The organism is Marinomonas sp. (assembly GCF_039940335.1).
Classification (GTDB): domain Bacteria; phylum Pseudomonadota; class Gammaproteobacteria; order Pseudomonadales; family Marinomonadaceae; genus Marinomonas.
Window position 1 is genome coordinate 205,475 of the sequence record NZ_JBDVGW010000012.1, and the last position, 21,265, is coordinate 226,739.

General features: G+C 43.7%; 17 protein-coding genes. 13 read left to right on the forward strand and 4 right to left on the reverse strand.

What is annotated here, in order from left to right:
• Positions 1-27: 27 nt before the first annotated feature.
• The 6 genes from ABJF92_RS08390 to ABJF92_RS08415 all read left to right on the forward strand — a co-directional run bounded on the left by ABJF92_RS08390 (position 28) and on the right by ABJF92_RS08415 (position 7,628).
• The gene (locus ABJF92_RS08390) at positions 28-2,100 is read left to right on the forward strand and encodes a sensor histidine kinase (protein ID WP_446815339.1); all 2,073 of its coding nucleotides are present in this window, start codon (positions 28-30) and stop codon (positions 2,098-2,100) included.
• 1 nt (position 2,101) lies between these two features.
• The gene (locus ABJF92_RS08395; RefSeq protein ID WP_446815340.1) at positions 2,102-3,475 is read left to right on the forward strand and encodes a sigma-54-dependent transcriptional regulator; all 1,374 of its coding nucleotides are present in this window, start codon (positions 2,102-2,104) and stop codon (positions 3,473-3,475) included.
• A 119-nt stretch (positions 3,476-3,594) separates the two neighbouring features.
• Entirely contained in the window at positions 3,595-4,470 is an 876-nt protein-coding gene (locus tag ABJF92_RS08400; protein ID WP_446815341.1) for a helix-turn-helix domain-containing protein, read from the forward strand.
• A 20-nt stretch (positions 4,471-4,490) separates the two neighbouring features.
• Entirely contained in the window at positions 4,491-5,027 is a 537-nt protein-coding gene (locus ABJF92_RS08405) for a flavodoxin (protein WP_446815342.1), read from the forward strand.
• A gap of 258 nt (positions 5,028-5,285) precedes the next feature.
• Positions 5,286-5,600 (forward strand): DUF3301 domain-containing protein, encoded by a 315-nt coding sequence (locus ABJF92_RS08410; protein WP_446815343.1) that lies wholly within the window; start codon positions 5,286-5,288, stop codon positions 5,598-5,600.
• A gap of 141 nt (positions 5,601-5,741) precedes the next feature.
• Complete coding sequence (locus ABJF92_RS08415) at positions 5,742-7,628, forward strand: methyl-accepting chemotaxis protein (RefSeq protein ID WP_446815344.1); 1,887 nt, start codon at positions 5,742-5,744, stop codon at positions 7,626-7,628.
• A 343-nt stretch (positions 7,629-7,971) separates the two neighbouring features.
• Here the strand turns inward: ABJF92_RS08415 and gltX are convergent, their stop codons facing one another.
• Positions 7,972-9,453: a glutamate--tRNA ligase gene (gene gltX, locus ABJF92_RS08420; RefSeq protein WP_446815345.1), complete on the reverse strand. Its 1,482-nt coding sequence runs from the start codon at positions 9,451-9,453 to the stop codon at positions 7,972-7,974.
• 171 nt (positions 9,454-9,624) lie between these two features.
• Complete coding sequence (gene xni, locus ABJF92_RS08425) at positions 9,625-10,416, reverse strand: flap endonuclease Xni (protein ID WP_446815346.1); 792 nt, start codon at positions 10,414-10,416, stop codon at positions 9,625-9,627.
• 106 nt (positions 10,417-10,522) lie between these two features.
• Between xni and ABJF92_RS08430 the strand changes: the two genes are divergently transcribed.
• Positions 10,523-11,770 (forward strand): hypothetical protein, encoded by a 1,248-nt coding sequence (locus tag ABJF92_RS08430; RefSeq protein WP_446815347.1) that lies wholly within the window; start codon positions 10,523-10,525, stop codon positions 11,768-11,770.
• 182 nt (positions 11,771-11,952) lie between these two features.
• Positions 11,953-13,272, forward strand: coding sequence for a TolC family outer membrane protein (locus ABJF92_RS08435; protein ID WP_446815348.1), 1,320 nt, complete (start codon positions 11,953-11,955; stop codon positions 13,270-13,272).
• A gap of 72 nt (positions 13,273-13,344) precedes the next feature.
• Here ABJF92_RS08435 and ABJF92_RS08440 read toward each other — a convergent pair whose 3' ends face one another.
• Complete coding sequence (locus ABJF92_RS08440) at positions 13,345-14,649, reverse strand: M18 family aminopeptidase (protein ID WP_446815349.1); 1,305 nt, start codon at positions 14,647-14,649, stop codon at positions 13,345-13,347.
• 123 nt (positions 14,650-14,772) lie between these two features.
• Between ABJF92_RS08440 and ABJF92_RS08445 the strand changes: the two genes are divergently transcribed.
• The 5 genes from ABJF92_RS08445 (at position 14,773) to ABJF92_RS08465 (ending at position 19,935) form a co-directional block, all read left to right on the forward strand.
• Entirely contained in the window at positions 14,773-16,821 is a 2,049-nt protein-coding gene (locus ABJF92_RS08445; protein ID WP_446815350.1) for a carboxy terminal-processing peptidase, read from the forward strand.
• An 84-nt stretch (positions 16,822-16,905) separates the two neighbouring features.
• A complete protein-coding gene (ybfE, locus tag ABJF92_RS08450; RefSeq protein WP_446815351.1) occupies positions 16,906-17,196 on the forward strand; it encodes a LexA regulated protein in 291 nt (96 codons plus the stop codon).
• 62 nt (positions 17,197-17,258) lie between these two features.
• A complete protein-coding gene (locus ABJF92_RS08455; RefSeq protein ID WP_446815352.1) occupies positions 17,259-17,837 on the forward strand; it encodes a thymidine kinase in 579 nt (192 codons plus the stop codon).
• 2 nt (positions 17,838-17,839) lie between these two features.
• Positions 17,840-18,751 (forward strand): recombination-associated protein RdgC, encoded by a 912-nt coding sequence (locus tag ABJF92_RS08460; protein WP_445975930.1) that lies wholly within the window; start codon positions 17,840-17,842, stop codon positions 18,749-18,751.
• Between the two features lie 11 nt (positions 18,752-18,762).
• Positions 18,763-19,935, forward strand: a complete 1,173-nt coding sequence (locus tag ABJF92_RS08465; protein ID WP_446815353.1) for a cation diffusion facilitator family transporter — start codon at positions 18,763-18,765, stop codon at positions 19,933-19,935.
• A 1-nt stretch (position 19,936) separates the two neighbouring features.
• Here ABJF92_RS08465 and rmuC read toward each other — a convergent pair whose 3' ends face one another.
• On the reverse strand, positions 19,937-21,250 hold the full coding sequence (gene rmuC / locus ABJF92_RS08470; RefSeq protein ID WP_446815354.1) for a DNA recombination protein RmuC: 1,314 nt from the start codon (positions 21,248-21,250) through the stop codon (positions 19,937-19,939).
• Positions 21,251-21,265: the final 15 nt, after the last annotated feature.

A 21,265-nucleotide genomic window follows, 5' to 3' on the forward strand; every position in this document is an offset into this window, starting at 1 on the left:
TGACCTTTTTTGCAACGGATCAAACTCTTGAATAAGCTCCTTCGAAGACAACGCTTTCTTTCCATACCCATTGGCTTACTTATACTCACTCTCTTATATTGGTGCGTTAACACCCTTGCCTACCAAAGCCTCATTATCGAGCGCCACGCCACCGGCCAAAACCGTTTATTGGACTATGTGATTGAGCTACGAAATGAACTCAAAAACTATCGAATTCTTCCTTATGCCTTAGCGGATAACGCGACTTTATTGGCCTTTATGGAAGCGCCCTACGAGCAAAACCACACCCGCCAATTACTACAGCGTCATCTAGAAGATTTAACGCATGTTTCCAAAACCCGTGACTGGCTAATCTTGTCCAAGCAAGGCAAGCTATTACTGTCCAGTGAGCAAAGCCCAAACTTCAAACTTAGCGACTACTTTGATGATCAATACTTAGCAAACATTCTTCAAGAACAGCAGGGAGAACCTATCCTTGTTTCGGGATACAATCAAACCTTAAGTGAAGCTGTGCACCTTGTGCTTGCGCCTGTTTATACCCAAAAGGGACTCAGTGGGGCGGTGGCCGTTCGCATTAACGTCAGTGAAATTATTGAGCGCTGGAGCCTTTCTGGGGATCTTGTCATCATGACAGATAAGAATAACCTAGTCTTTCTTGCCAATCGTTTAAACAATGCCTTTAACTTGCACTGGTTTGAAGAGGCAAAAGATGTTGAGTTCCTAAATTTTACCCGGGCTAAAACCTATCGTTACAACGATGAAAACTACCTGCTACAAAACGTTATATTGGATGACCTAAAATGGCAGATCCATTATTTCTCAGGCCTTAAAAGCATTGAAAAAACCGCCCAAAACATTGCTTTTTCGAGCCTTGGCATCTGTATTCTTATTTTTGTATTCTGGCTTTACCGCCGAGAGCGATCGTTAAAAATTGCCTCTAAACTGGAAAATGAAGCCCTCATTGCTAAAAGCGCACAATTACAGCGAGCCCTGATAGAAAAAACCCATGTCGGCTTATTACAACTTACCTGTCAGGGTAAAATCTCCTTTGTAAACCCTATGGGCATGCGCTACTTTGGTAATCAAATCCACCTTGAAGGGCAATCCCTTCATGACCTGTTACCCACTCGCGCAGAAAACAGCGCCGCATTAAGCTTTATAGAGCAGTTATCTCATCAGCAAATTGACGAGAACCACTTTTTGGAACAAGAAGTCATATTGCAGAAAGACAATGGTGAAACCTTTCCAGCTTTACTCTCTATATCGTCACTGGAATGGAGTGCTTCCCAAGGCTACCTAGTCACTCTTATCAACATCAGTAAACGTAAACTAGCAGAACTTAGACTGAAAGAAGTTAATAGTCGTTTAGAAGAGAGAGTATTAGAAAGAACCTTAGCATTAGAAAAAGCCCAGAAGGAGTTATTACGCACCGAGAAGCTGGCGGCTATTGGGCAAATGTCTACCGCTATCGCCCACGAATTGAACCAGCCTCTTACGGGCATTCGTACCCTAGCCTTCACCGCAGAACTCTTATTGAAAAGAGAGCAGACTGAACAGGCGATTAAAACGCTTAATGACCTCGAATCACTCGTCAACAGGATGCAAGATCTCACCAGTGAGCTAAAAGTACTGGCCTATAGAAGGCCAGAACAATTAAGCCCAACTTCACTGTTAGATTGTTTAAATAAAGCGATTAAGAGCCTTGGTGACACCACAGAAGACATCAAATGGCACCACCAACTAGACAATGACATCTTTGTTATGGCTGAACCTACTAGGTTGGAACGCATTCTGGCAAACCTTATTAGCAATACTTTACAAGCTTGTGCTGAACGCAACATCGCCCCTAGCATTAGCATGCAAACCACTACTCATGCGGGATCTATACAGCTTTCCTATTCAGATAATGGCGGTGGCATTGAGAAAGACAAATTACCACATTTATTTGAACCCTTTTATACCACCAAGCCCATTGGAAAAGGCTTGGGGCTTGGCTTGGCCATTAGCGCCAACCTTGCGAAAGATATGAACGGCACCCTCAGCGCAACCCTTAGTGACAACGCACAACTGACATTTCAACTCACTTTGCTAAAGGCATAACATGACCACAAAAACAGCGGATACCCTTATAGAAATTTGGCTTTTAGATGACGATGACATTGTCCGCTCAACAACAGCCCAGTGGTTACGTTTGTCAGGTTACGATGTGCGAGAGTTTCAAGATGGCCAGACGTTGTTAGAGCAATTTTCAGCAGGTTTGCCCTGTATTATTGTCAGTGATATCCGTATGAGCCCTATCGATGGCTTAACCTTGATGCACGAATGCTTAAAGTTAGAAAAAGACCTCCCCATTCTGCTAATCACTGGACATGGTGATGTGGACACTGCCGTAAATGCCTTACGGGATGGTGCTTTTGACTTCCTTGAAAAGCCTTTCAACCCTAACCGCTTAACTCAAACGGTAGAGAAAGCCATTCATCTAAGAAAAATGCAATATCAACAAGCCAACCAATCTCAATATTTAGGAGAACTGCATGGCTTGGAACAAACTATCATAGGTCAAGACGACCAAATAATTCGCGTTCGCCATCAAATTCAAACCTTTGCAGGCATGGACACTCATGTCATCGTGTATGGAAAAACCGGCTGTGGTAAAGAACTGGTTGCCAAAGCCCTACATGACTGTAGCCCAAGATCTAAGCAACCTTTTGTTGCCATCAACTGCGCCGCCATTCCCAGTGACCTGTTTGAAAGTGAGCTATTCGGGCACGAAGCAGGCGCTTTTACAGGAGCAAGTAAGCAACGAGTCGGTAAATTGGAACATGCCAGTGGTGGCACGCTTTTTTTAGACGAAATAGAAAGCATGCCATTGCCCATGCAAATCAAACTACTTCGTGTTTTGCAAGAAAATCAACTAGAACGTATTGGCAGCAACAGTACCATTGAGATCGATCTTAGGGTCGTAGCCGCCGCTAAAACTGACTTGCAGACACTAGAAGACTTTCGCCAAGATTTATTTTTTCGTTTAAACGTCTCACAAATCCATTTACCGGATTTGCGTCATCGCGGGGCTGATATCCCCCTATTATTTGAGCATTTTGGCCGTCTTGCGGCTGAAGAACGCAACGGTAATTTTAAACCCCTCAGCCCCATTGACCACGAGACTCTAACTCTCTACGGCTGGCCTGGCAATGTTCGAGAATTACGAAATGTGGCACTACGCTATGCTTTGGAGCCCAACACCAGCGTGGCGAAAATCCTTGCAGGCTACCAAGCACAAGATGATGTAGACACCCTAAGCCCTCTTCCACTGAGCGTTAAAGTTCAGGAGTTTGAACGTAGCCTTATTGAAAGCAGTATTCGCCTACAAAAAGGCAACATTCAGGCTGTTTTAGAGCACTTACAACTCCCTAGACGCACACTTAACCAAAAAATGCAGAAATACGGACTGAATCGTGCAGACTATTTAGAGTAACCCGGAAGGTTGACAAAATATTTTCAAAGAAATTAATGAGAATCACTTGCATCAATCCCATAAATACTTTTTAATGATAACCATTATCAAGTTAAGGGATGCAAGAGATGCACTTTAATATGCACGATGTATATGACAAGCAAGGCCAAGTAAACAGCAGCATACGCCATTGTTTAGCAGGTCATAAAAAGCATGTCACTTTGCTGCCCAACCTTGAGCTTATAGATCAGCACATTCACAGCAAAACCGCTATTTCTTTCAACGAGAGTGCCCGTAAAGGTCTGTATTTTACGCTTGTTGGCAAGCAGGCCATTCGCAGTGTGAATGACGTTACCTCCGTACAAATTTGCTATCAGCCACGGGACATCAGTGGCGACTTTATGATGGCAGAAAATGAGCAGCGCAGTTTATTACAAGTTCATATTAGCTGCGAGCATCTCGCTGGGGTATTGGGGGAAAGTGAAGAACAAATCATTCAACACTTTGTCACCATGGGTGAAAAACTGGCGCCTGAATCAGGGGTGATCAATCTCGCCTTCACTCACAAGACAGCTAAGGTTTGTCAGGACATTTTAGACCACTCTGGACATTCCATTAGCCTAGCAGGACACCTTTACACCTTAATTTTCAGCTTAATCGAGCAACTGCAAATGGCCAGCCATTTAGCAGAATGCCCAGACTGTCAAGGTAAACTATTTCAAGCGCAAAACCTTTTGGAAGTGCCAAATCAAGACGCTTTTAACCTAGCTCAACTAGCGAAGCGCGTAGGCCTCAACAAAGAAGCCTTGGCGATCGGCTTTTATCAGCAAGTCGGTCAGCCTATTGAACAATATTGCTTGAACAGCCGCATTAAACTCGCCGCAGCTTTATTACGAGAAGACCCGACAGCAAAAGATCATGTATTGGCTCAAAGTGGCTTTTCAGAAGCCCAGTTTGAAGCCGCATTCGTGCAACAATTTGGCGTAACCAGCCAGCAATACAAACAAATTCATTAAGTAGTAGGAACATAGCACCAATGGAGCAATCGTCAATCGCCCTTATTTATGGCACAGATACCAATAACACGGAAGAAATTGGGCAAAAAATTGCGAAGCAATGGGAAGAACTAGGCGAAGAAGTTGAGCTCTTCAACATAAAAGACATTGAACCTAGCCTATTAGAACAGTATTCCATGCTTATTTTAGGTATTCCAACTTGGGATTTTGGTGGTATTCAGTCGGATTGGGAAGATTTAGGCGATGCCCTAAGTGAGCTGTCTCTGAAAGATAAAACCATTGCATTATATGGCCTTGGAGATCAGTTCGGTTACGGGGATTATTTCGTCGACGCCATGGGTTGGTTGTATGAAAAACTTTTGCCAACAGGCGCCAGCTTTATCGGTGAGTGGCCAACTGAAGGTTACGATTTTGAGGCCTCTAGAGCGTGTGTAAAAGATAAAGAACATTTCGTCGGTCTTGCGATAGATGAAGACCAACAATTCGACCTAACTGATCAACGTGTTGAACAGTGGGTCATCCAACTTTACGCAGAAAAGGCGGTTGAATTGGCATAATGATCACTGACTGGCCATTGCTTAGGTTATTGACTCAATTTGGATTTCCACTCATTCGCTGCCCCGAATGACCAAATTTAACCGAACACAATGCGATCATTATAACATTTGCCTTTTGCGTGAAGACCGTGGCTACTCCTCCTTTCTCTCCTGCTTGGGAGTAGCCACGTATTTTCTATAGTTGCAGGACTTATTCTTAGTAGTGACTTAACGTCAAGTTGGTTATGATAGAGGCTGACCGCGTTTTGAGATCAAAAAATGAATCTACAACTTTCCGATCTGTTTATCGTTCTTTGTTTAGCTTGTGTCGTTTATTTTTGGTGGCGTAACGCCAGCATTCGTGAAAGAGCTTTGCAGACAGCCAAGCAACATTGTAAAAATCTAAATTTACAGTTATTAGACGGCAGCGTCGCCGGAAAACAATGGCGACCAACATGGCAATATGGCCAACCTTGCATTAAGCGTATCTACCAATTTGAATTCACCTCCACTGGTATGGCTCGCTATTCTGGAACCATTACCTATATCGGAAATTATCAAACCGACATTTGGGTTAGCCCCCATCACTTCTAAACACCAAAATCCACATAGTTTTCAGGGATGTAAAATCAATAAAAAGTGTTATAGTTAAATTATTAGTAATATCGTTACTTTTTGTAAGTCCGTATTTGTTAGGTTTTAAATACTCTAAAAAAAAATAATATAGGTAAACCTATGCTAGAGAATCTAAGCTTTCGCACTAAACTTATTGCCCTTCTAAGTTCTGCTATTTTGGGCTTTATTGTGGTTACCCTAGTTGCCCTAGGTGGTTTGAAAGATCAAACCATTGCCTCACAAAAATTCCAAAGCCTCACAAAGGTCGATAAAGACCTCGCCTCTTTAATCATTACTTTGATGGAAGAATATCAATCCATTAATAATCTTAATGACAGCTTATATGATGAATTCATAGGTAAAGTCGAGACCAATCACAGTGAATTACTACAAACACTGGAAGCCAACACCCAAAGCTTCAGTGACCAAGCAGGTCGACAAAAAATGCTTGATGTAAAAAATGCCGTGAACCAATACAGCGAATCTCTTCAGCAACTGGTCGCACAGCAACACAAAGTTGGTTTCAGTGGCTCATCTGGGTTAAAAGGGAAGATTTCATCATCCGGTGAGGTGGTAGCAGAAGAGATTTCATTTTTAAGCTTAATCAAGCAAGAATTCTTACCTGTACGAGAAGCCGAAAAAAATTATATTTTCGAACCTACTAACGAAAATAAAGCTCAATTCATGACCCGCTTTGAACGTTTTAATGAGCGCGTGGTGAACTTTGGATTACAAGAGCGCTTTGGTTCAAACATTGAGCTTTACCTTGCCTCTGTTAACAATTTTTCAAGTGAAAATCTCGCCTTAACAGACGCTCAACAAGTCTTTGAAAGTACTCGAATTAATTTTCTACAAACCACGGCTTCTGCCACTGAATTCATGCAAAATGCGGTCACTGCAGCCCAGCAACAAGCAGCGGACAGTTCACAAAAGGCCAGCATCAGCTTGATTTTGGTAAGTATTCTAGTTGCATCCATCGCTTCTTTGCTTATGTTTGGTATCGGTCGCAGTGTTAATAAAACGCTTAATCAAATCATCACTGACCTTGGAAAAGTCAAAGGGGGAGATTTAACCGCTCGACTTAATGTCAATACCAAGCGTAATGATGAGTTTGATTCCTTGTGTTCTTCTGTGAATGAAATGACCACAGGCCTTAGCTCTGTTATTGGTGACGTGGTTCATACCACTCAAGATGTTAACAGCATGGTCTCTGAGCTAAATTCTGCAGTCACCAATATCGCCAACAGCAACCGCTCAGTGAGTGAACAGACGAACTCTGTGGCCGCAGCAACCGAAGAAATCTCCGTTACCATCACCAGTATTTCTAATACAACAGAAGAGCTCAGCTCGCAGTCTCAAAATACTTACGACTCAGCGAAAGTCGGCGCAGAAACCATCAAAGGTGCTTTGTCCAACTTGTCTGGCACCATTACCATCGTTAACCAAACCAGTGTGCAACTTAACGAACTGGGCAAGCTGTCTAAAGACATTGATAATGTCATCGGCATGATCAACGATTTAGCGAATCAAACTAACCTCTTAGCGTTAAACGCTGCCATTGAAGCGGCCCGGGCAGGTGAAGCTGGTCGCGGTTTCTCTGTGGTGGCAGATGAAGTACGTTCCCTTGCTGAAAAAACAGTAGACGCGACGGCTAAGATCACCAGTATCGTTAGCACTATTCAAACCTCTACACAGACCGCCATAGAAACGATGGAAAACGGCCAAACCAGCTTACATGCTATAGAGGAGTACAGTGAAAAGGCCGAACAAGCCATTCGCGAAATTGAACTTAACGCTCAAACAAGCTCAACTTCCTCTATTGATATGGCCCGCTCTATTCAAGAAGTTGCGAAGACAGCGATTCATATGAGTGAAGAAATGGACAAGATTGCTCAGCAACTGCAAAGAGATAACTCGAACATCAATAGTATTGAAGGAAACACTCGTCATATCCATGAACAGGTCAACAGTCTAGATGATAAGACTCGAGTCTTTACGACTTCATAATTTGCTCTGATAGTCATAAAAAAACCAATCTTGGCTTTCGCCAAGATTGGTTTTTTTTGTAACTACTTAAGGAAGGTACGATTAAGTCTTCTGAACTTCAGTCTTATCAGAGAAATGGTCTATCAAGGCAAGAGTGAGCAGGAATGTTAATACCTTTCAATCACTCTTAACAAAGAGAGGCCGTTTCTCTGAAAGACCCGAAGGGCATGGGCCAAACACTTTTTATTCTTTGTTAAACTTCTTGCCAATATGTTCAATATTGGACTGCGAAGCTTGCCTCGAATAATAAAGTTTTATCCACACGCTGAAGCCAGTGGACTTGTTCATACCTTCCTTAACGTTATTACAGCGCGGAATACTCTTTTTCCCAACGCTTAGCTTCTTTCTTAGACGGCCCGCCTAAAACATTCACAGCCGTACGTAGACGTGCTCGCGAAATATCTGAACCAAGAATGGCCATAGAATCAAACACGGAAACGGAAGCAGTGGAACCTGAAATAGCCACAAACAAAGGCGCAAAGAAGTCCTTTGGCTTAATTTCCATCGCTACCGCTAAGGCTTTAAGCTCAGCAAAGATATTATCCTTGTTCCATTGATTGAGAGCTTCTAAACGCCACAAGGAGAATTGCATTGCTTTTCGCAAGGTATCTTCTTCCATTTTAATACTGGAAAAGTCTTCTTTGCTAATGTTCAGCATGCCCTTAAGGAAAAATCCTGCTACGTCCGCCACATCGGAAAAGGTTTCAACCCGAGGCATAACCAAAGGTAGAATTTGCATAAGATATTGAGGGTTTAGCGCCCACTCAACATATTTTTGAGCGAAGGCTTCAGGGCTAAGATTTTCGCGGATCCACATGCCGTTTAACCAACTCAGTTTCTCCACATCAAATACCGGGCCGCCTAGAGATACACGCTGAATATCGAAATGCTCGATCATTTCATCCAAAGAGAATTTCTCTCTTTCATCCGGCATAGACCAGCCCATACGACCTAGGTAGTTAATGACGGCTTCAGACATATAGCCCATACGTTGGTAGTACAAAATACTGGTCGGGTTTTTACGCTTAGACAACTTAGACTTATCTGGATTGCGCAACAAAGGCATATGACAAAGTGTCGGCATATCCCAGCCAAAGTATTGATAAAGCAAGATATGCTTGGGCGCAGAGTTGATCCATTCTTCACCACGGATCACATGGGTAATTTTCATTAGGTGATCATCAACCACATTGGCAAGGTGGTAAGTAGGCATGCCATCGGCTTTTAAAAGCACCTGCATGTCTACTTGAGCCCAATCAATCTCGATGGTGCCACGTAACATATCCTGCACAACACAAGTGCCCTCTTCCGGTATTTTCATACGGATAACATAAGGCACATTAGCGTCTAGCTTAGCTTGAACTTCTTCGGCAGAAAGCGTCAAAGCACGGCCATCGTATTTCTGAGGAAGACCTTGTTCCTTCTGCTCAATACGCATCTGATCCAATTCTTCTGAGGTTTCAAAGGCATAGAATGCATGGCCTTGTTCCACCAGCTGTTGCGCGTATTGACCGTAAATGTCACCACGTTCACTCTGACGGTAGGGACCGTATTCACCACCCACATCAGGACCTTCTGCCCAATCCAGACCTAACCAACGTAAAGCATCAAGAATCATTTTTTCCGATTCTGGGGTACTACGAGTTTGATCTGTATCTTCGATGCGTAAAATGAATTTACCGCCCATTTTACGAGCAAAAGCCATATTAAACAGGGCAATGTATGCCGTACCTACGTGTGGGTCACCAGTAGGCGATGGTGCTATACGAGTTCTAACCTCAGACATATTGATCTCATCTATCCGTTTCTACAAATGCCGCTATTATAGTCTCCAGAGATCTTCTCGGTAAGGGGTAAACACCGCTCTTTTAGGGATTTACTGCCCAGCAACGCCCTATGGAGGGCGTAAATCGATTAGATTAAAACGAGAAGCCAAGGCGCAGGCTTATAGAGCCTGCTAGTTTGCCGTTTTGTGGTGATAACGTAATTGAGATAATCGCACGCCTATGTCGACATCCACTTTGAGTTGAACCAACTTTCTGGATTGTATCGCCTGCTCGTAGCCACCCGCTAACAAGCCTTGAATGCGAGGCGTAAACGCATCTTGGTGGGCATAAATCGCCTCTAAGGTAGGCTGTTGCTGAATAATGGTCACCGCTGTTTTAGGCCCAATACCTTTCACTCCAGGAATACGATTAGTGGTATCCCCCACTAAAGCCCAATAATCCAATAATTGGTGAGGTTCTACGCCATATTTGCCGGGCACCCAAGCCTTGTCATACCCCAGTTTGGCAAAATAGTCATATTGCAAGATATGTTCATTCTCTAACAACTGGGTAAAGCCTTTGTCGGTGGAAATGATGTAGGACTTAATCTGGTTCGCGGCAGCCTTTACCGCTAAGGTGGCGATTAAATCATCCGCTTCCCAGCCTTCCATCCGTAAACAAGGAAAGCCGTTAAAGCGCAGTAATTTCGCAAAACTTGGAATGGCATCATGAAGAGTGTCGTCCATGGGAACACGACCCAACTTGTATTCTGGATATAGTTTGTGGCGCCAAGTTTGTCCACTCGAATCAAACACTATCACCGCATAACTTGGGTTAAATTGCTGACTAAGTTTGGCCAGCGCATCCACGGTAATGCTTTGACAGCGCTCCACTCTACGGACCGCATCCGTTTCTGACTCGAGAGCAGCATACAGTCGGCGAATTAAATTCATGCCGTCGATAATTAAAAACTTTTTTTCCACCCCAAGACCTTATCTTTTTGTCACAATTATTTGATACTAGTTTATTGTAACTGTTTTCCACTAGAAACTGGCTAACTGTCTTACTTAGCCGAGAAAAGGAATTTAAATGATGTTTCGGCCTTTAACTACCTATGCCACTTTATTGACTATCTGTTGCTCAGCACAGAGTATTTACGCTGCCCCTATTCAAGCTGTGATTGGCCTTAATTCCAGCCAAGTTATCGACACCACCAAAGCAGGTAAACTGACCTTAGAGGCCAATCGCAATACCCTAATGCCCTTACAAGACAATTTCTCAAGCATGCCTCTCTCCAAGGAAACGCCTTTTAATTATTGGTTACAAGAGGTTGAGCGATTAGTTCGTGTAGATAGTCGCTTACAAACGCTTAGTTACACAGGTGTGCTGAAAAAAGTCTCTCCCCAGTCTGGGAATTTTTTATTGATGGTAAAAAATCGTATCGTTGAATTACCCATCAATGATTTCTATTTGGTTCCTCTGGATAAATCCATCCTCACACCACAACAAGATAAATACCCTCAAAGCATTAGCTATCAGACCAACCAACTTTCTTGGACACCCCAGCTCAGTCTAATTATTGAAGGAAAAGAGCTTACCTTTTTCCAGCGAGCGCTGATCCACAACAATGCAGATAAACCAATTGATCTAAACAATAGCCTACTGCATTACTCCAATACAGCAAGACCAACGGAACGCGCAGCCATGGGCAAAGCAGTAATGCTTAATGACGCGCAACCTGCCTCCGTGCAATTCAATGAAAATGAAGTGACCTACCCTTTAACTCAGGCACTTACCCTACCCGCTTACTCAGATACTTTATACCCTTTGCAAACGGGGCATAGTCAGGTCGATAAGAAGCAACATTCGGCACAAGTTTTCACTCACGCCAATAGTCGTGGCGACATAGAGCTGAAATTTAACAGTGAATTGAGTTTCACCGTTAACCAAGATTCTATGCCCGGTGTGTATCAGGTATTTTGGCAAACCGATGACGGCTTATTAATTCCAGCAAATCCTATTGCCCTAGATAAACTGCGTAATGGTGCCACAACAAGTATTAGCACCAACACCAGTCAAGATATTAGTGGTCAGCTGAAATTGATAAGTTCCACTTCTACCAGTTTACCTAATAGACAAATCTGGGAAGCTTCCCTAGAAAATCATTCAAGTCAGCGCCAAGCCTATAAAATCATTCAAAGTAGTAATGCTTTGTTAAGCATTGAGAAGGGAAAGACGGGATTACAACAAAATACTGCCAACAGTGTTGAAATAACTGGTACGTTAAATGCTAATGAAAAGCGTGTTTGGCGATATACTCTCCAACAGCAAAAATAAACCAATCAAAAGTTTAAGAAATATGGAAACTAGAACAATATGATTTCCTATTCTAAGCAGATGCAAAAAGTTACGTTATGATATTGTCAATATTCATAACAGATATAGCAATGTCTCACTGCCGCAGGTTAGTTAACTAAGGTAGTATAACTGTATTTCATACTAAGAGCCGACTAATATCCATGAAAAAGCATATTCTAACCTCACTGATTACTGCTGCCGTATTGAACACTACAACTGGCCATGCAGAAACTCTTTTCGAAGTCTATAAACTTGCCAAGCAAAGTGACCCAGGTCTAAGAGCCGCTCAAGCCACTTATCAAGCGCAAAAAGAAAGCGTTACAGTCAGCGAAGGTAATTTGTATCCAAGCCTAACCTTCAGTGGCGGCTTAACTTACGACAAAACCAACAGCCCAGCTTACGACGATACTGGTCTTGCTCAATCTCTGTCCCTTGATTTGGACTACCCAATATACTCTCCAGCACTAACTTATGCGGTAGACGGTGTAAAGCTTGGTTCACAAAGCGCTGAATTATCCCTTGAAAACACAGAAGAAGACTTAGCCTTAACAACGTTAACGGAATACTTTCAATTATTGATTGCTCAGGCCACGTTAAAAACCACTCAGGCACAAGTGAAAGCCACAGAGAGTCAACTGGACAGAGCAAAAAAACAATACGAAGTTGGTCTAGCGTCTATCACTGATCTGCAAGATACCCAAGCGGAATACGATTCTGTACGTGTAACCGAACTTAGCGCTCGCTCAGATGTCGCTTATGCTCAGCAAGCCCTTTACCAAAGAACAGGGCGCACTATTAGTAGCATCCCAGAATTGGCGGATGATTTCCCAATTCGTTTGAATGCTGACATGACGGTTGATTCACTCATTAATAAAGCACGTCGTAACAATAAAGACATTCAGGCTCTAGATATTGATGTTCAATCAGCACAAAACAATATCAGCATCCAAAAAGCCAGTGGCCGTACTCCAACTGTGTCATTAACGGGTTCCTTATCCCACGCCAACTACGACTACTCTCCTAACCGCACTTCGACGAATGGTAACACCGAATATGCATCGGTAGGCCTTGGTGTCAGTATTCCACTGTACAGCGGTGGCGCAATCAATGCATCGGTTAGACAAGCTCAATCCAGCGCGACCGCTGCAGAAGAATTGAGAGCCAGCGCGTTACAAAGTATCGAATTAAACATTCGCTCCTTAGTGCTTGAGTTACAAACTTCTGTTGCCCAGATAGCCGCTCAAGAACAGTTAATTCGTTCAAGGACCAGTGCCCTTGAAGCCACCAAAGCGGGTTACGATGTGGGAACACGTAACTTGGTAGAGTTACTAGATGCTCAATCAAATCTTTACGATGCACAAAACTCTTATGAAACCGCCCGTTACAACTTTATTCTGCAACGCCTAAATCTTTTAGAGGTAACAGGCGAACTGACAGAAGAAGAAATCAAAGCTCTGGATAAATGGCTAGTCCTGAAATAACAGTACTTCCCATCTAGTCCAAAAAAATAGGCCGCTTTAGAAGCGGCCTATTTGTTATATATGGACATGAACTTAAGCGGGGCGTGAGATTAAAGCATCCCGCTGGGTAAAGCGAACTAACACCTTGTACAAGCCAAATGCATCTTTACTGCCGGCCAACTCTCGAATAGAGTGCATCCCAAAAGTAGGCAAGCCTATATCTATGGTTGGCACCCCAATTTCACCCGAAGTAATAGGACCTATAGTGCTACCGCAGGCCATGTCACTGCGCACCACAAAACACTGTACGTCATAATTTTCCTCTGCGGCAATGTCACGGTACACACTGGCTGTCTCACTGTTGGTTGCATACCTTTGGTTCGCATTCACCTTAATCACAGCCCCCTTATTGATACCCGGTGCATGCAGTTTGTCATGTTTATTCGCATAGTTAGGGTGCAAAGCATGCGCATTATCTGCGGAAACCAACATAGAGCGTTGAATAGCTTGTACGAATTGCTCAGGATTAGGAGATAGCCTGCGCAGCACGTCATCAAGGAAAGGACCGTTGGCTCCGCATGCGGACAAACTGCCAATTTCTTCATGGTCGGTACAGATAAGTAAGCTAGGACGCTGGAAGTCTGAATCAATAAGTGACTGTAAGCCCACAAAACAGCTCAATAAATTATCTAATCTAGCCGAGCAAATGTATTCTTCATGCAAGCCCACCAAAGCAGGCGCTTGAGTGTCGTATAAACTTAATTCGAAATCTAAAACGTGGCTAATGTCTAAACCTTCATGCTCTTTCTTAAGCCGCTCAACCAATAAGGCATGCAATTCGAAGGTGTTTTCAACCCCACATAGAATCGGCAGAATCTCTTCTTGTGGATTCACTGAAAAACCATCATTCACGCCACGGTTCATATGAATTGCTAAGTTAGGTACCACAGCGATGGGCTTTTTAAAGTCCACCAATCGGCTAGTGACTGCACCAGAGTTATCTTTAAAGGTGACACGACCGGCGATGGATAAATCTCGGTCCAACCAAGTGTGCAGCAATACCCCACCATACACTTCGACACCAAGTTGGTGGTAACCAAAGCGCTCTACGTGGGCATTGGGCTTAAGCTTTAAACAAGGGCTATCCGTATGGGCACCAATCATTCGCCAACCAGTTTGACTGACATCAAGGGTTGGGGTTGTAAAAGCAATTAATGAAGAGGCGTTACGAGTGACGAAATACTTGCCGCCCTCTTCAATGATCCAGTTGTCATTCTCGGACAATTCTACAAAACCTGCTTTTCGCAGTTCATCGCTCATGGTTTTTGTCGCATGAAACGGCGTTGGTGAAGCCTGTAAGAAAGACAAGAGTTGATCGTTAAACTTAGAAGTTTCCATAAATTCCTAGTAGGACAATGCCTTAAAAAAAGTGACTTTTTAACAGTTAAGCTGGCCTTAATGCGCCACGTCTAATATGATTTTACCTATGATTGACCAACAGACCAAGAGAACCCCTATCGGATGAACTATAAACGTCTATTATTTTGCCTATTCACTGGCTTCACGGTCGCAACATCGCCGGCGTTCGCTTTTCAAGAATTACAACCTTCAGATGATTATGTACAAGTTTCCAAAGAAATCGTAGAAATACTTGAGGGCACTCACTACAACAAACCAAGTATTAACGATCAAATCTCCGAATTAGCTTTCGAAGATTATCTCGATGCTCTCGATCCAACGAAAAGTTTCTTTTTACAAAATGATATTAACGCCCTTTCCGTATATAAGCAGCGTTTTGATGATGCCATAAAATCTGGTGACACTCAGGTCGCTTACACCATTTACAACCTCTACTTAAAACGTGTGGAGGAAAGGCTCACCAATCTCGAAAATAACCTACCAGCTATGCTGGAAGGATTTGATTACACTCTAGACGAATCCCTTGATTTAGACTCAGAGCACTACACTTGGGCAAAGAGCAAGCAAGAGCAGGATGAGACTTGGCGCAAGCGCTTAAAAAACCGTGCTCTTACTTTAAGACTGAATGGTGAAACAGCCGAGGCCATCAGTGAAGTACTCACTAGCCGTTTTAAGAACCAGCTAAAACGTATTCACCAAACCGATGCTGTGGATGTTTACCAAATATTTGTGAACTCCATTACTGCGGCTTTAGACCCTCATAGCAGCTATTTTGCCCCACGAGCTTCAGAAACTTTTAACATCAATATGAGCTTATCCCTTGAAGGCATCGGTGCTGTATTACAAATGGAAGATGACTACACTAAGGTCGTCCGCCTGATCCCAGGTGGCCCAGCCTCAGCGAAAGGCGAGTTGTCCCCAAATGACAAGATTGTCGGTGTCGCCCAAGAAGGCGAAGAGATGATTAACGTTGTTGGTATGCGCTTAGATGATGTAGTCGATAAGATTCGTGGCGAGCGTGGTACTACCGTCACACTTGAAATCATCCCAAGTAAAGGAACAGGGCAAACCAGTAAACGCATTCAAATCGTCCGTGAAAAAGTTAAGTTAGAAGATCAATCCGCGAAAAAAGAAGTTGTCGAAGTCACTCGCGGCGATGAGACCTATAAAGTTGGTGTGATTGAACTGCCGACTTTCTATTCTGATTTTGCCGCCCAACAGGCAGGAGATAAGAACTACAAAAGCTCGACTAAAGACACTAAGAAACTGATCGAGGAACTACGTAAAGAAGGTATCGTGGCGCTAATTTTGGATCTTAGAAACAATGGCGGCGGCTCTTTGCAAGAAGCCAACAGCTTAACAGGTTTGTTTATTCCTTCTGGCCCAACGGTACAAATTCAAGATCAAAATGGTCGCATTACCCCCCTTGGCGATCGTGATCCTAAAATTGCCTACAGTGGCCCATTGGCGGTACTGACCAACCGAATGAGTGCTTCGGCATCTGAGATTGTCGCAGGGGCACTGCAAGATTATGGTAGAGCTCTTATTTTAGGAGGACAGACCTTTGGTAAAGGCACAGTTCAAGCTTTGCAAGAAGTAGATAAAGGCCAATTAAAAATCACTCAGGCAAAATTTTACCGTGTATCAGGGGAAACGACGCAACACAAAGGCGTTGTACCAGACATTATTTTCCCTAGTGTTTTTGACACAGAAAAAGTCGGTGAAAGCTCCTTAGACAGACCTCTACCATGGGATAAAATTCACGAGACTCGTTACCCTATTTATTGGGATATACCTGCCTATTTGCCTATTCTTGAGCCTCGCCACCAAACACGCATGGCAAAAGACCCCGACTTTATTGCGTTGAATGATCAAATTGCAGAATTTAAAGAAAATGAGGACAAATACAAAACGCTCTCTTTAAATGAAAACACCCGCATTCAACTCAATGAAGAGACAGAAAAGCGTGAATTGGACCGAGAGAATGCTCGTCGTGCAGCTTTAGGTCTCGAAGCTATAGCGTCTGTTGACGATATTGAACCTACCGACAAGCTGGTTTACAGCAAAGAGGCGGCAGAAATTCTGTTGGACTTTATTGCCACCAACCAATTAGCCGAGCAAGAAAAAGCTCAGCAAGAGCAAGCAAATTAAATGTGAACCATAAGCCCTAAAGGACTCACCTCCTTTAGGGCATCACTTCCCCTATACTCATTTTAACAGCGAACCAACAGCACCATGGCTAAAGCGTCATCCGATAGAAACACCATTGATTTATTTACGACTTCACCAGGTCGTCCTCGTAAGCACCCTTTAACTCGAAAAGATCAATTGAAGGTTAATAAGCGTGTACAGCGACAAAAAGAAAAAGCTCAAGGCTTAAAACGTCTGGAATTAGTGGTGGATCAAGAAACCATTACAAAACTGGATCAACTATGTGAACGCAACGACATAAAACGTGCCGAGTGGCTTACCATGCAAATTGCGTTAAGTTACTCAAAAATTAAAAACAAAAAAGTCACCGCTTAGCCAAATCCAATTTGATATACTCACCTGCTAACCCATAATGCATAGACAGAACAGACGGATTTATGGCCAAACTGTATTTTTATTACTCTGCAATGAACGCAGGCAAGTCCACGGTATTGTTACAATCGGCTCACAACTATAAAGAACGCGGTATGCGACCTTTATTATTAACTGCCGCCATAGATGACAGGTTTACCCAAGGCCAGATCACCTCTCGCATAGGCATTAGCGCCCAAGCCAGCTTGTTCACTAATGATACCGACATAATGCAAACCGTTCTGTTGGAAAGTCAAAACAGTGAACTAAGTTGTATATTGATAGATGAGGCACAATTTCTGACAAAAGAACAAGTCTATGCCCTGTCTGACGTTGTCGACGTGTTAAATATTCCCGTCTTAGCTTTTGGTATCCGTACGGATTTCCAGGGTGAACTGTTTGCTGGCAGCCAAGCTTTGTTGGCGCTATCGGACAAACTTATCGAATTAAAAACCGTCTGTCATTGTGGTAGCAAAGCCACCATGGTTATCCGCCTAGACAGTGATGGTAAGCCCGTAAAAGAAGGCGATCAGGTACAAATAGGTGGTAATGACCGTTACCTTTCTGTTTGTCGAAAACATTTTAAAGAAGCTGTGAGAAACTAATTATGTGGTTCAACAACGCGCAAATATTCCATCTAAAAGACACTGAATCACTGGACACCAACAAGCTGATTGACAGCTTAGCGGATTTCCCACTAAAAGAATGTGGCTCTCAAGACGAGTTTTCATTTGGTTGGATGCCACTTATCCGCAACAGCGAACAATGGAGCTTGGTTAACAATCGTTGCATCTTGCTCCGCGCCGGCAAAGAAGAAAAAGTCCTACCCTCTGCTGTGGTCCGTGAAGAATTAGAAAGCAAGGTAGCCGAAATAGAATTGGTTGAGGGTCGTAAAGTAGGTCGTAAAGAAAAGACCGATTTAAAAGACGAACTTGTCTTTACGCTACGCCCTAGAGCCTTTGCAAAACGTACCGACATATGGGCTTACCTTGATCTAGAAGCCAAGATCATTGTTTTAAACAGCACCAACGCAAGCATGACGGAAGAGCTTTTCAAACATCTGCAAACAACCTTAGGCAGCTTCCAAATGATGCCTCTGCAAGCACAAGTTTCTCCAGCTTCCTTAATGACGGATTGGCTGGTTAAAAATGAAGTACCTGCTAGCTTAGAAACGGGTGATGAATGTGAAATCCAAGACAGCTCCGAAGATAAAGCTAAGATTCGCTTTAAAGCCTTAGAGCCCTTATCTGACGATGTTACTCGCCATCTAGCAGACGGCATGGCGGTAAAAAATCTTGCCTTACGCTGGGCGGATAAGCTGAGCTTTGTACTCCATGATGATCTGACCCTGCGCAAAATCAAGTTTGACGACACCCTAAAAGATGCGGCTTTCAATGACTCCCAAGGGGGTGGTTTGGCAGATATGGATGCCAACTTCTCATTGATGTCCCTCACCCTGAGAGAATTTTTTGCCTCTTACTCCTTATGGTTTGAAATTAACGCCGCCCATGAGGCCTAGGCCAAAGCACTATGTCTAAGCTAGCAGAAGAACAAAGTATTGCTAAACGAGTCACGCTCATTGGCGCATTTTGGGACGCCGTACTGGGTGTTGTGAAAATACTTGCGGGGTATTTTTCCCAGTCGCAAGCCTTAATGGCCGATGGCATTCACTCTCTATCGGATTTAGTCACGGATGTCTTTGTTTACTTTGCGGCCAGCAATGCTCGCCAAGGCCCAGATCAAAACCACCCTTACGGCCATCTAAGGTTTGAAACCCTCACAACGGTGTTTCTAGGCTTTGTACTCATGTTAGTGGCCATTGGCATAGGTTACGAAGCCTTTAATAGCCACCAGCAAGCACAGCTCACTTGGTATGGCATTCTTGCGCTGATTGCCACCATCGCGGTGAAAGAAGCCATTTTCCACTACACCAAGCGTGCTGGTGAGAAAATTAGCAGCCAACTACTGCTAGCCAATGCTTGGCACAGTCGTAGCGACGCCTTGTCTTCCATTGCCGTATTAATTGGCCTCATCGGGGTATACCTAGGCTATCCGTGGGCAGATATGGTCGCCTCTCTTGTTGTGGCCTTTTTGATCGGAAAAATGGCCGTCACCATGATCTGGGATAACCTTGCCGAATTGGTAGACACGGCACCCGGCCCAGAGTTAATAGAGCAGATTAAAGCGACGGCAGACAGCTTAAAAAATGTGGTGGCGCCCCATGATGTTCGAGCGCGCTCCATGGCAGGTAAGATTTATTTAGACATGCATATCCATGTACCTAGCCATGCAAGCGTCAGTGAAGGACACTATTTAGGTGATCTAGTGGCCTACACCATTAAACAATCCCACCCTCAAGTGGAAGATGTCTTGGTACACATAGATACAGATGATCGTATTCAGAAGGATAGCTTTCGTCCCACGGATCCATCTGTCAGACCAAAGCACTTACAATTACCAGCACGTCACCAAGTGATGGCGGACCTAGGTTTTTTATTACGCCAACACAGCCAATATTTAGACATAACTCAAACTCGGTTGCATTATTTAGGCAACACGCTGAGCATTGAACTGATTGCCAACAGCAATAAGCTTGCTGAACGGACCAGCCAACAGCAAGCAAACGCGGGCATTATGATGGATCTACAAGGGGCTCATTACCTTAGTGGTGTGGAAATACTTTGGCGTTATCCGAGCCCATAACTCACTCCTCTTGATCATATTCTCCTAACGCATTTTGACGGTGATGGTCAGGCAAGGTTTTACTGGTTTTCGCTCCCATGACGCGCAATTTCTCCGCTCTTGCCATCAGGTTTCCACGCCCAGTGGTGAGTTTTTTCAAGGCCGCATCATGGCTACGGTTTACCGCGGATAACTTGCTGCCTATTTCATCCATGTCTTGCACAAAGGCAGAAAACTTGTCGTACATGGCGCCCGCTTGGCGCGCGATCTCGATCGCATTTTGACTCTGTTTTTCATTCCGCCAAATATTTTGAATGGTGCGTAAGGTAGCCAATAAATTAGAAGGCCCAACAATAATGATATTGTGCTCAAACGCTTCACTAAACAAACCATTATCCCCTTGTAATGCCAAACCAAACGCCGCTTCAATAGGGATAAACAGTAATACAAAATCCAACGAAGTAATCCCAGGTAAGTCATGATAAGACTTACCACTAAGCTCCTTCATATGCCGACGAACAGCTTCTAAATGTTGCTTTAAGGCTTTTTCTCTTTGCTCATCGGTTTGGGCTTCCATGTAGCTAAGGTAACTGATCAAGACCATTTTTGAGTCAACAATGACCTGTTTACCTTCTGGCAAATAGATCACCACATCCGGTTGTAAGCGTTTACCGGCTTCGGTTTTATAAGAGCCTTGCACCTCATATTCGCGGCCTTTTTCCAGACCAGAACGCTCTAAAATGCGCTCCAGAATCACCTCTCCCCAGCCTCCTTGCAGTTTGTTTTGCCCTTTTAACGCCTGAGTTAAATTAAGCGCATCGTCACTGATTTTTTGGTTAAGCTGTTGTAAGCCTTTTATTTCCTTCACTAAAGAGAAACGCTCCCGGGCTTCTTCTTGGTAACTTTTCTCGACACTTTCTTGAAACTTTTGAATCTGACTGCCCAGAGGCGTCAATAAGGTGCCTAGCTGGCGCTCGTTTTCTTTCGCTAATTGTTGCCCTTGGTGGCTCATAATCTCTTGGGCCAATTGCTTAAACTCCGTTTCATTTTGACGTTTTTGCTCTCGGTAAAAGGCTTCCTTTTCTTGCCAGACACTTTGGGCCGCGGCAAACTGTTGCTCCAAGGTTAGCGATTCTTTCTCTAAATAATGAACCTGATCCTTAGATTGCTGTAAAAGGCGCTGTAATTCCTCATTTTGTTGCAGCATTTTTGCTTCGCTGAGGTGCCACTGACGACGCATAGCCTGTACAATTAGACCTGCAACACCCGACAGCAAAATTGCACTCACGCAAAAGCCGGACAACACTAACGCGGCTTGCCATTGCCAATCTGTCATATATTTAACAACCTA

Coding starts and splice junctions, on each gene's coding strand:
- ABJF92_RS08395 (WP_446815340.1), top strand. CDS start 2,102: ATGACCACAAAAACAGCGGATACCCTTATAGAAATTTGGCTTTTAGAT.
- ABJF92_RS08400 (WP_446815341.1), top strand. CDS start 3,595: ATGCACGATGTATATGACAAGCAAGGCCAAGTAAACAGCAGCATACGC.
- ABJF92_RS08405 (WP_446815342.1), top strand. CDS start 4,491: ATGGAGCAATCGTCAATCGCCCTTATTTATGGCACAGATACCAATAAC.
- ABJF92_RS08410 (WP_446815343.1), top strand. CDS start 5,286: ATGAATCTACAACTTTCCGATCTGTTTATCGTTCTTTGTTTAGCTTGT.
- ABJF92_RS08415 (WP_446815344.1), top strand. CDS start 5,742: ATGCTAGAGAATCTAAGCTTTCGCACTAAACTTATTGCCCTTCTAAGT.
- gltX (WP_446815345.1), bottom strand. CDS start 9,453: ATGTCTGAGGTTAGAACTCGTATAGCACCATCGCCTACTGGTGACCCA.
- ABJF92_RS08430 (WP_446815347.1), top strand. CDS start 10,523: ATGATGTTTCGGCCTTTAACTACCTATGCCACTTTATTGACTATCTGT.
- ABJF92_RS08435 (WP_446815348.1), top strand. CDS start 11,953: ATGAAAAAGCATATTCTAACCTCACTGATTACTGCTGCCGTATTGAAC.
- ABJF92_RS08440 (WP_446815349.1), bottom strand. CDS start 14,649: ATGGAAACTTCTAAGTTTAACGATCAACTCTTGTCTTTCTTACAGGCT.
- ABJF92_RS08445 (WP_446815350.1), top strand. CDS start 14,773: ATGAACTATAAACGTCTATTATTTTGCCTATTCACTGGCTTCACGGTC.
- ybfE (WP_446815351.1), top strand. CDS start 16,906: ATGGCTAAAGCGTCATCCGATAGAAACACCATTGATTTATTTACGACT.
- ABJF92_RS08455 (WP_446815352.1), top strand. CDS start 17,259: ATGGCCAAACTGTATTTTTATTACTCTGCAATGAACGCAGGCAAGTCC.
- ABJF92_RS08460 (WP_445975930.1), top strand. CDS start 17,840: ATGTGGTTCAACAACGCGCAAATATTCCATCTAAAAGACACTGAATCA.
- ABJF92_RS08465 (WP_446815353.1), top strand. CDS start 18,763: ATGTCTAAGCTAGCAGAAGAACAAAGTATTGCTAAACGAGTCACGCTC.
- rmuC (WP_446815354.1), bottom strand. CDS start 21,250: ATGACAGATTGGCAATGGCAAGCCGCGTTAGTGTTGTCCGGCTTTTGC.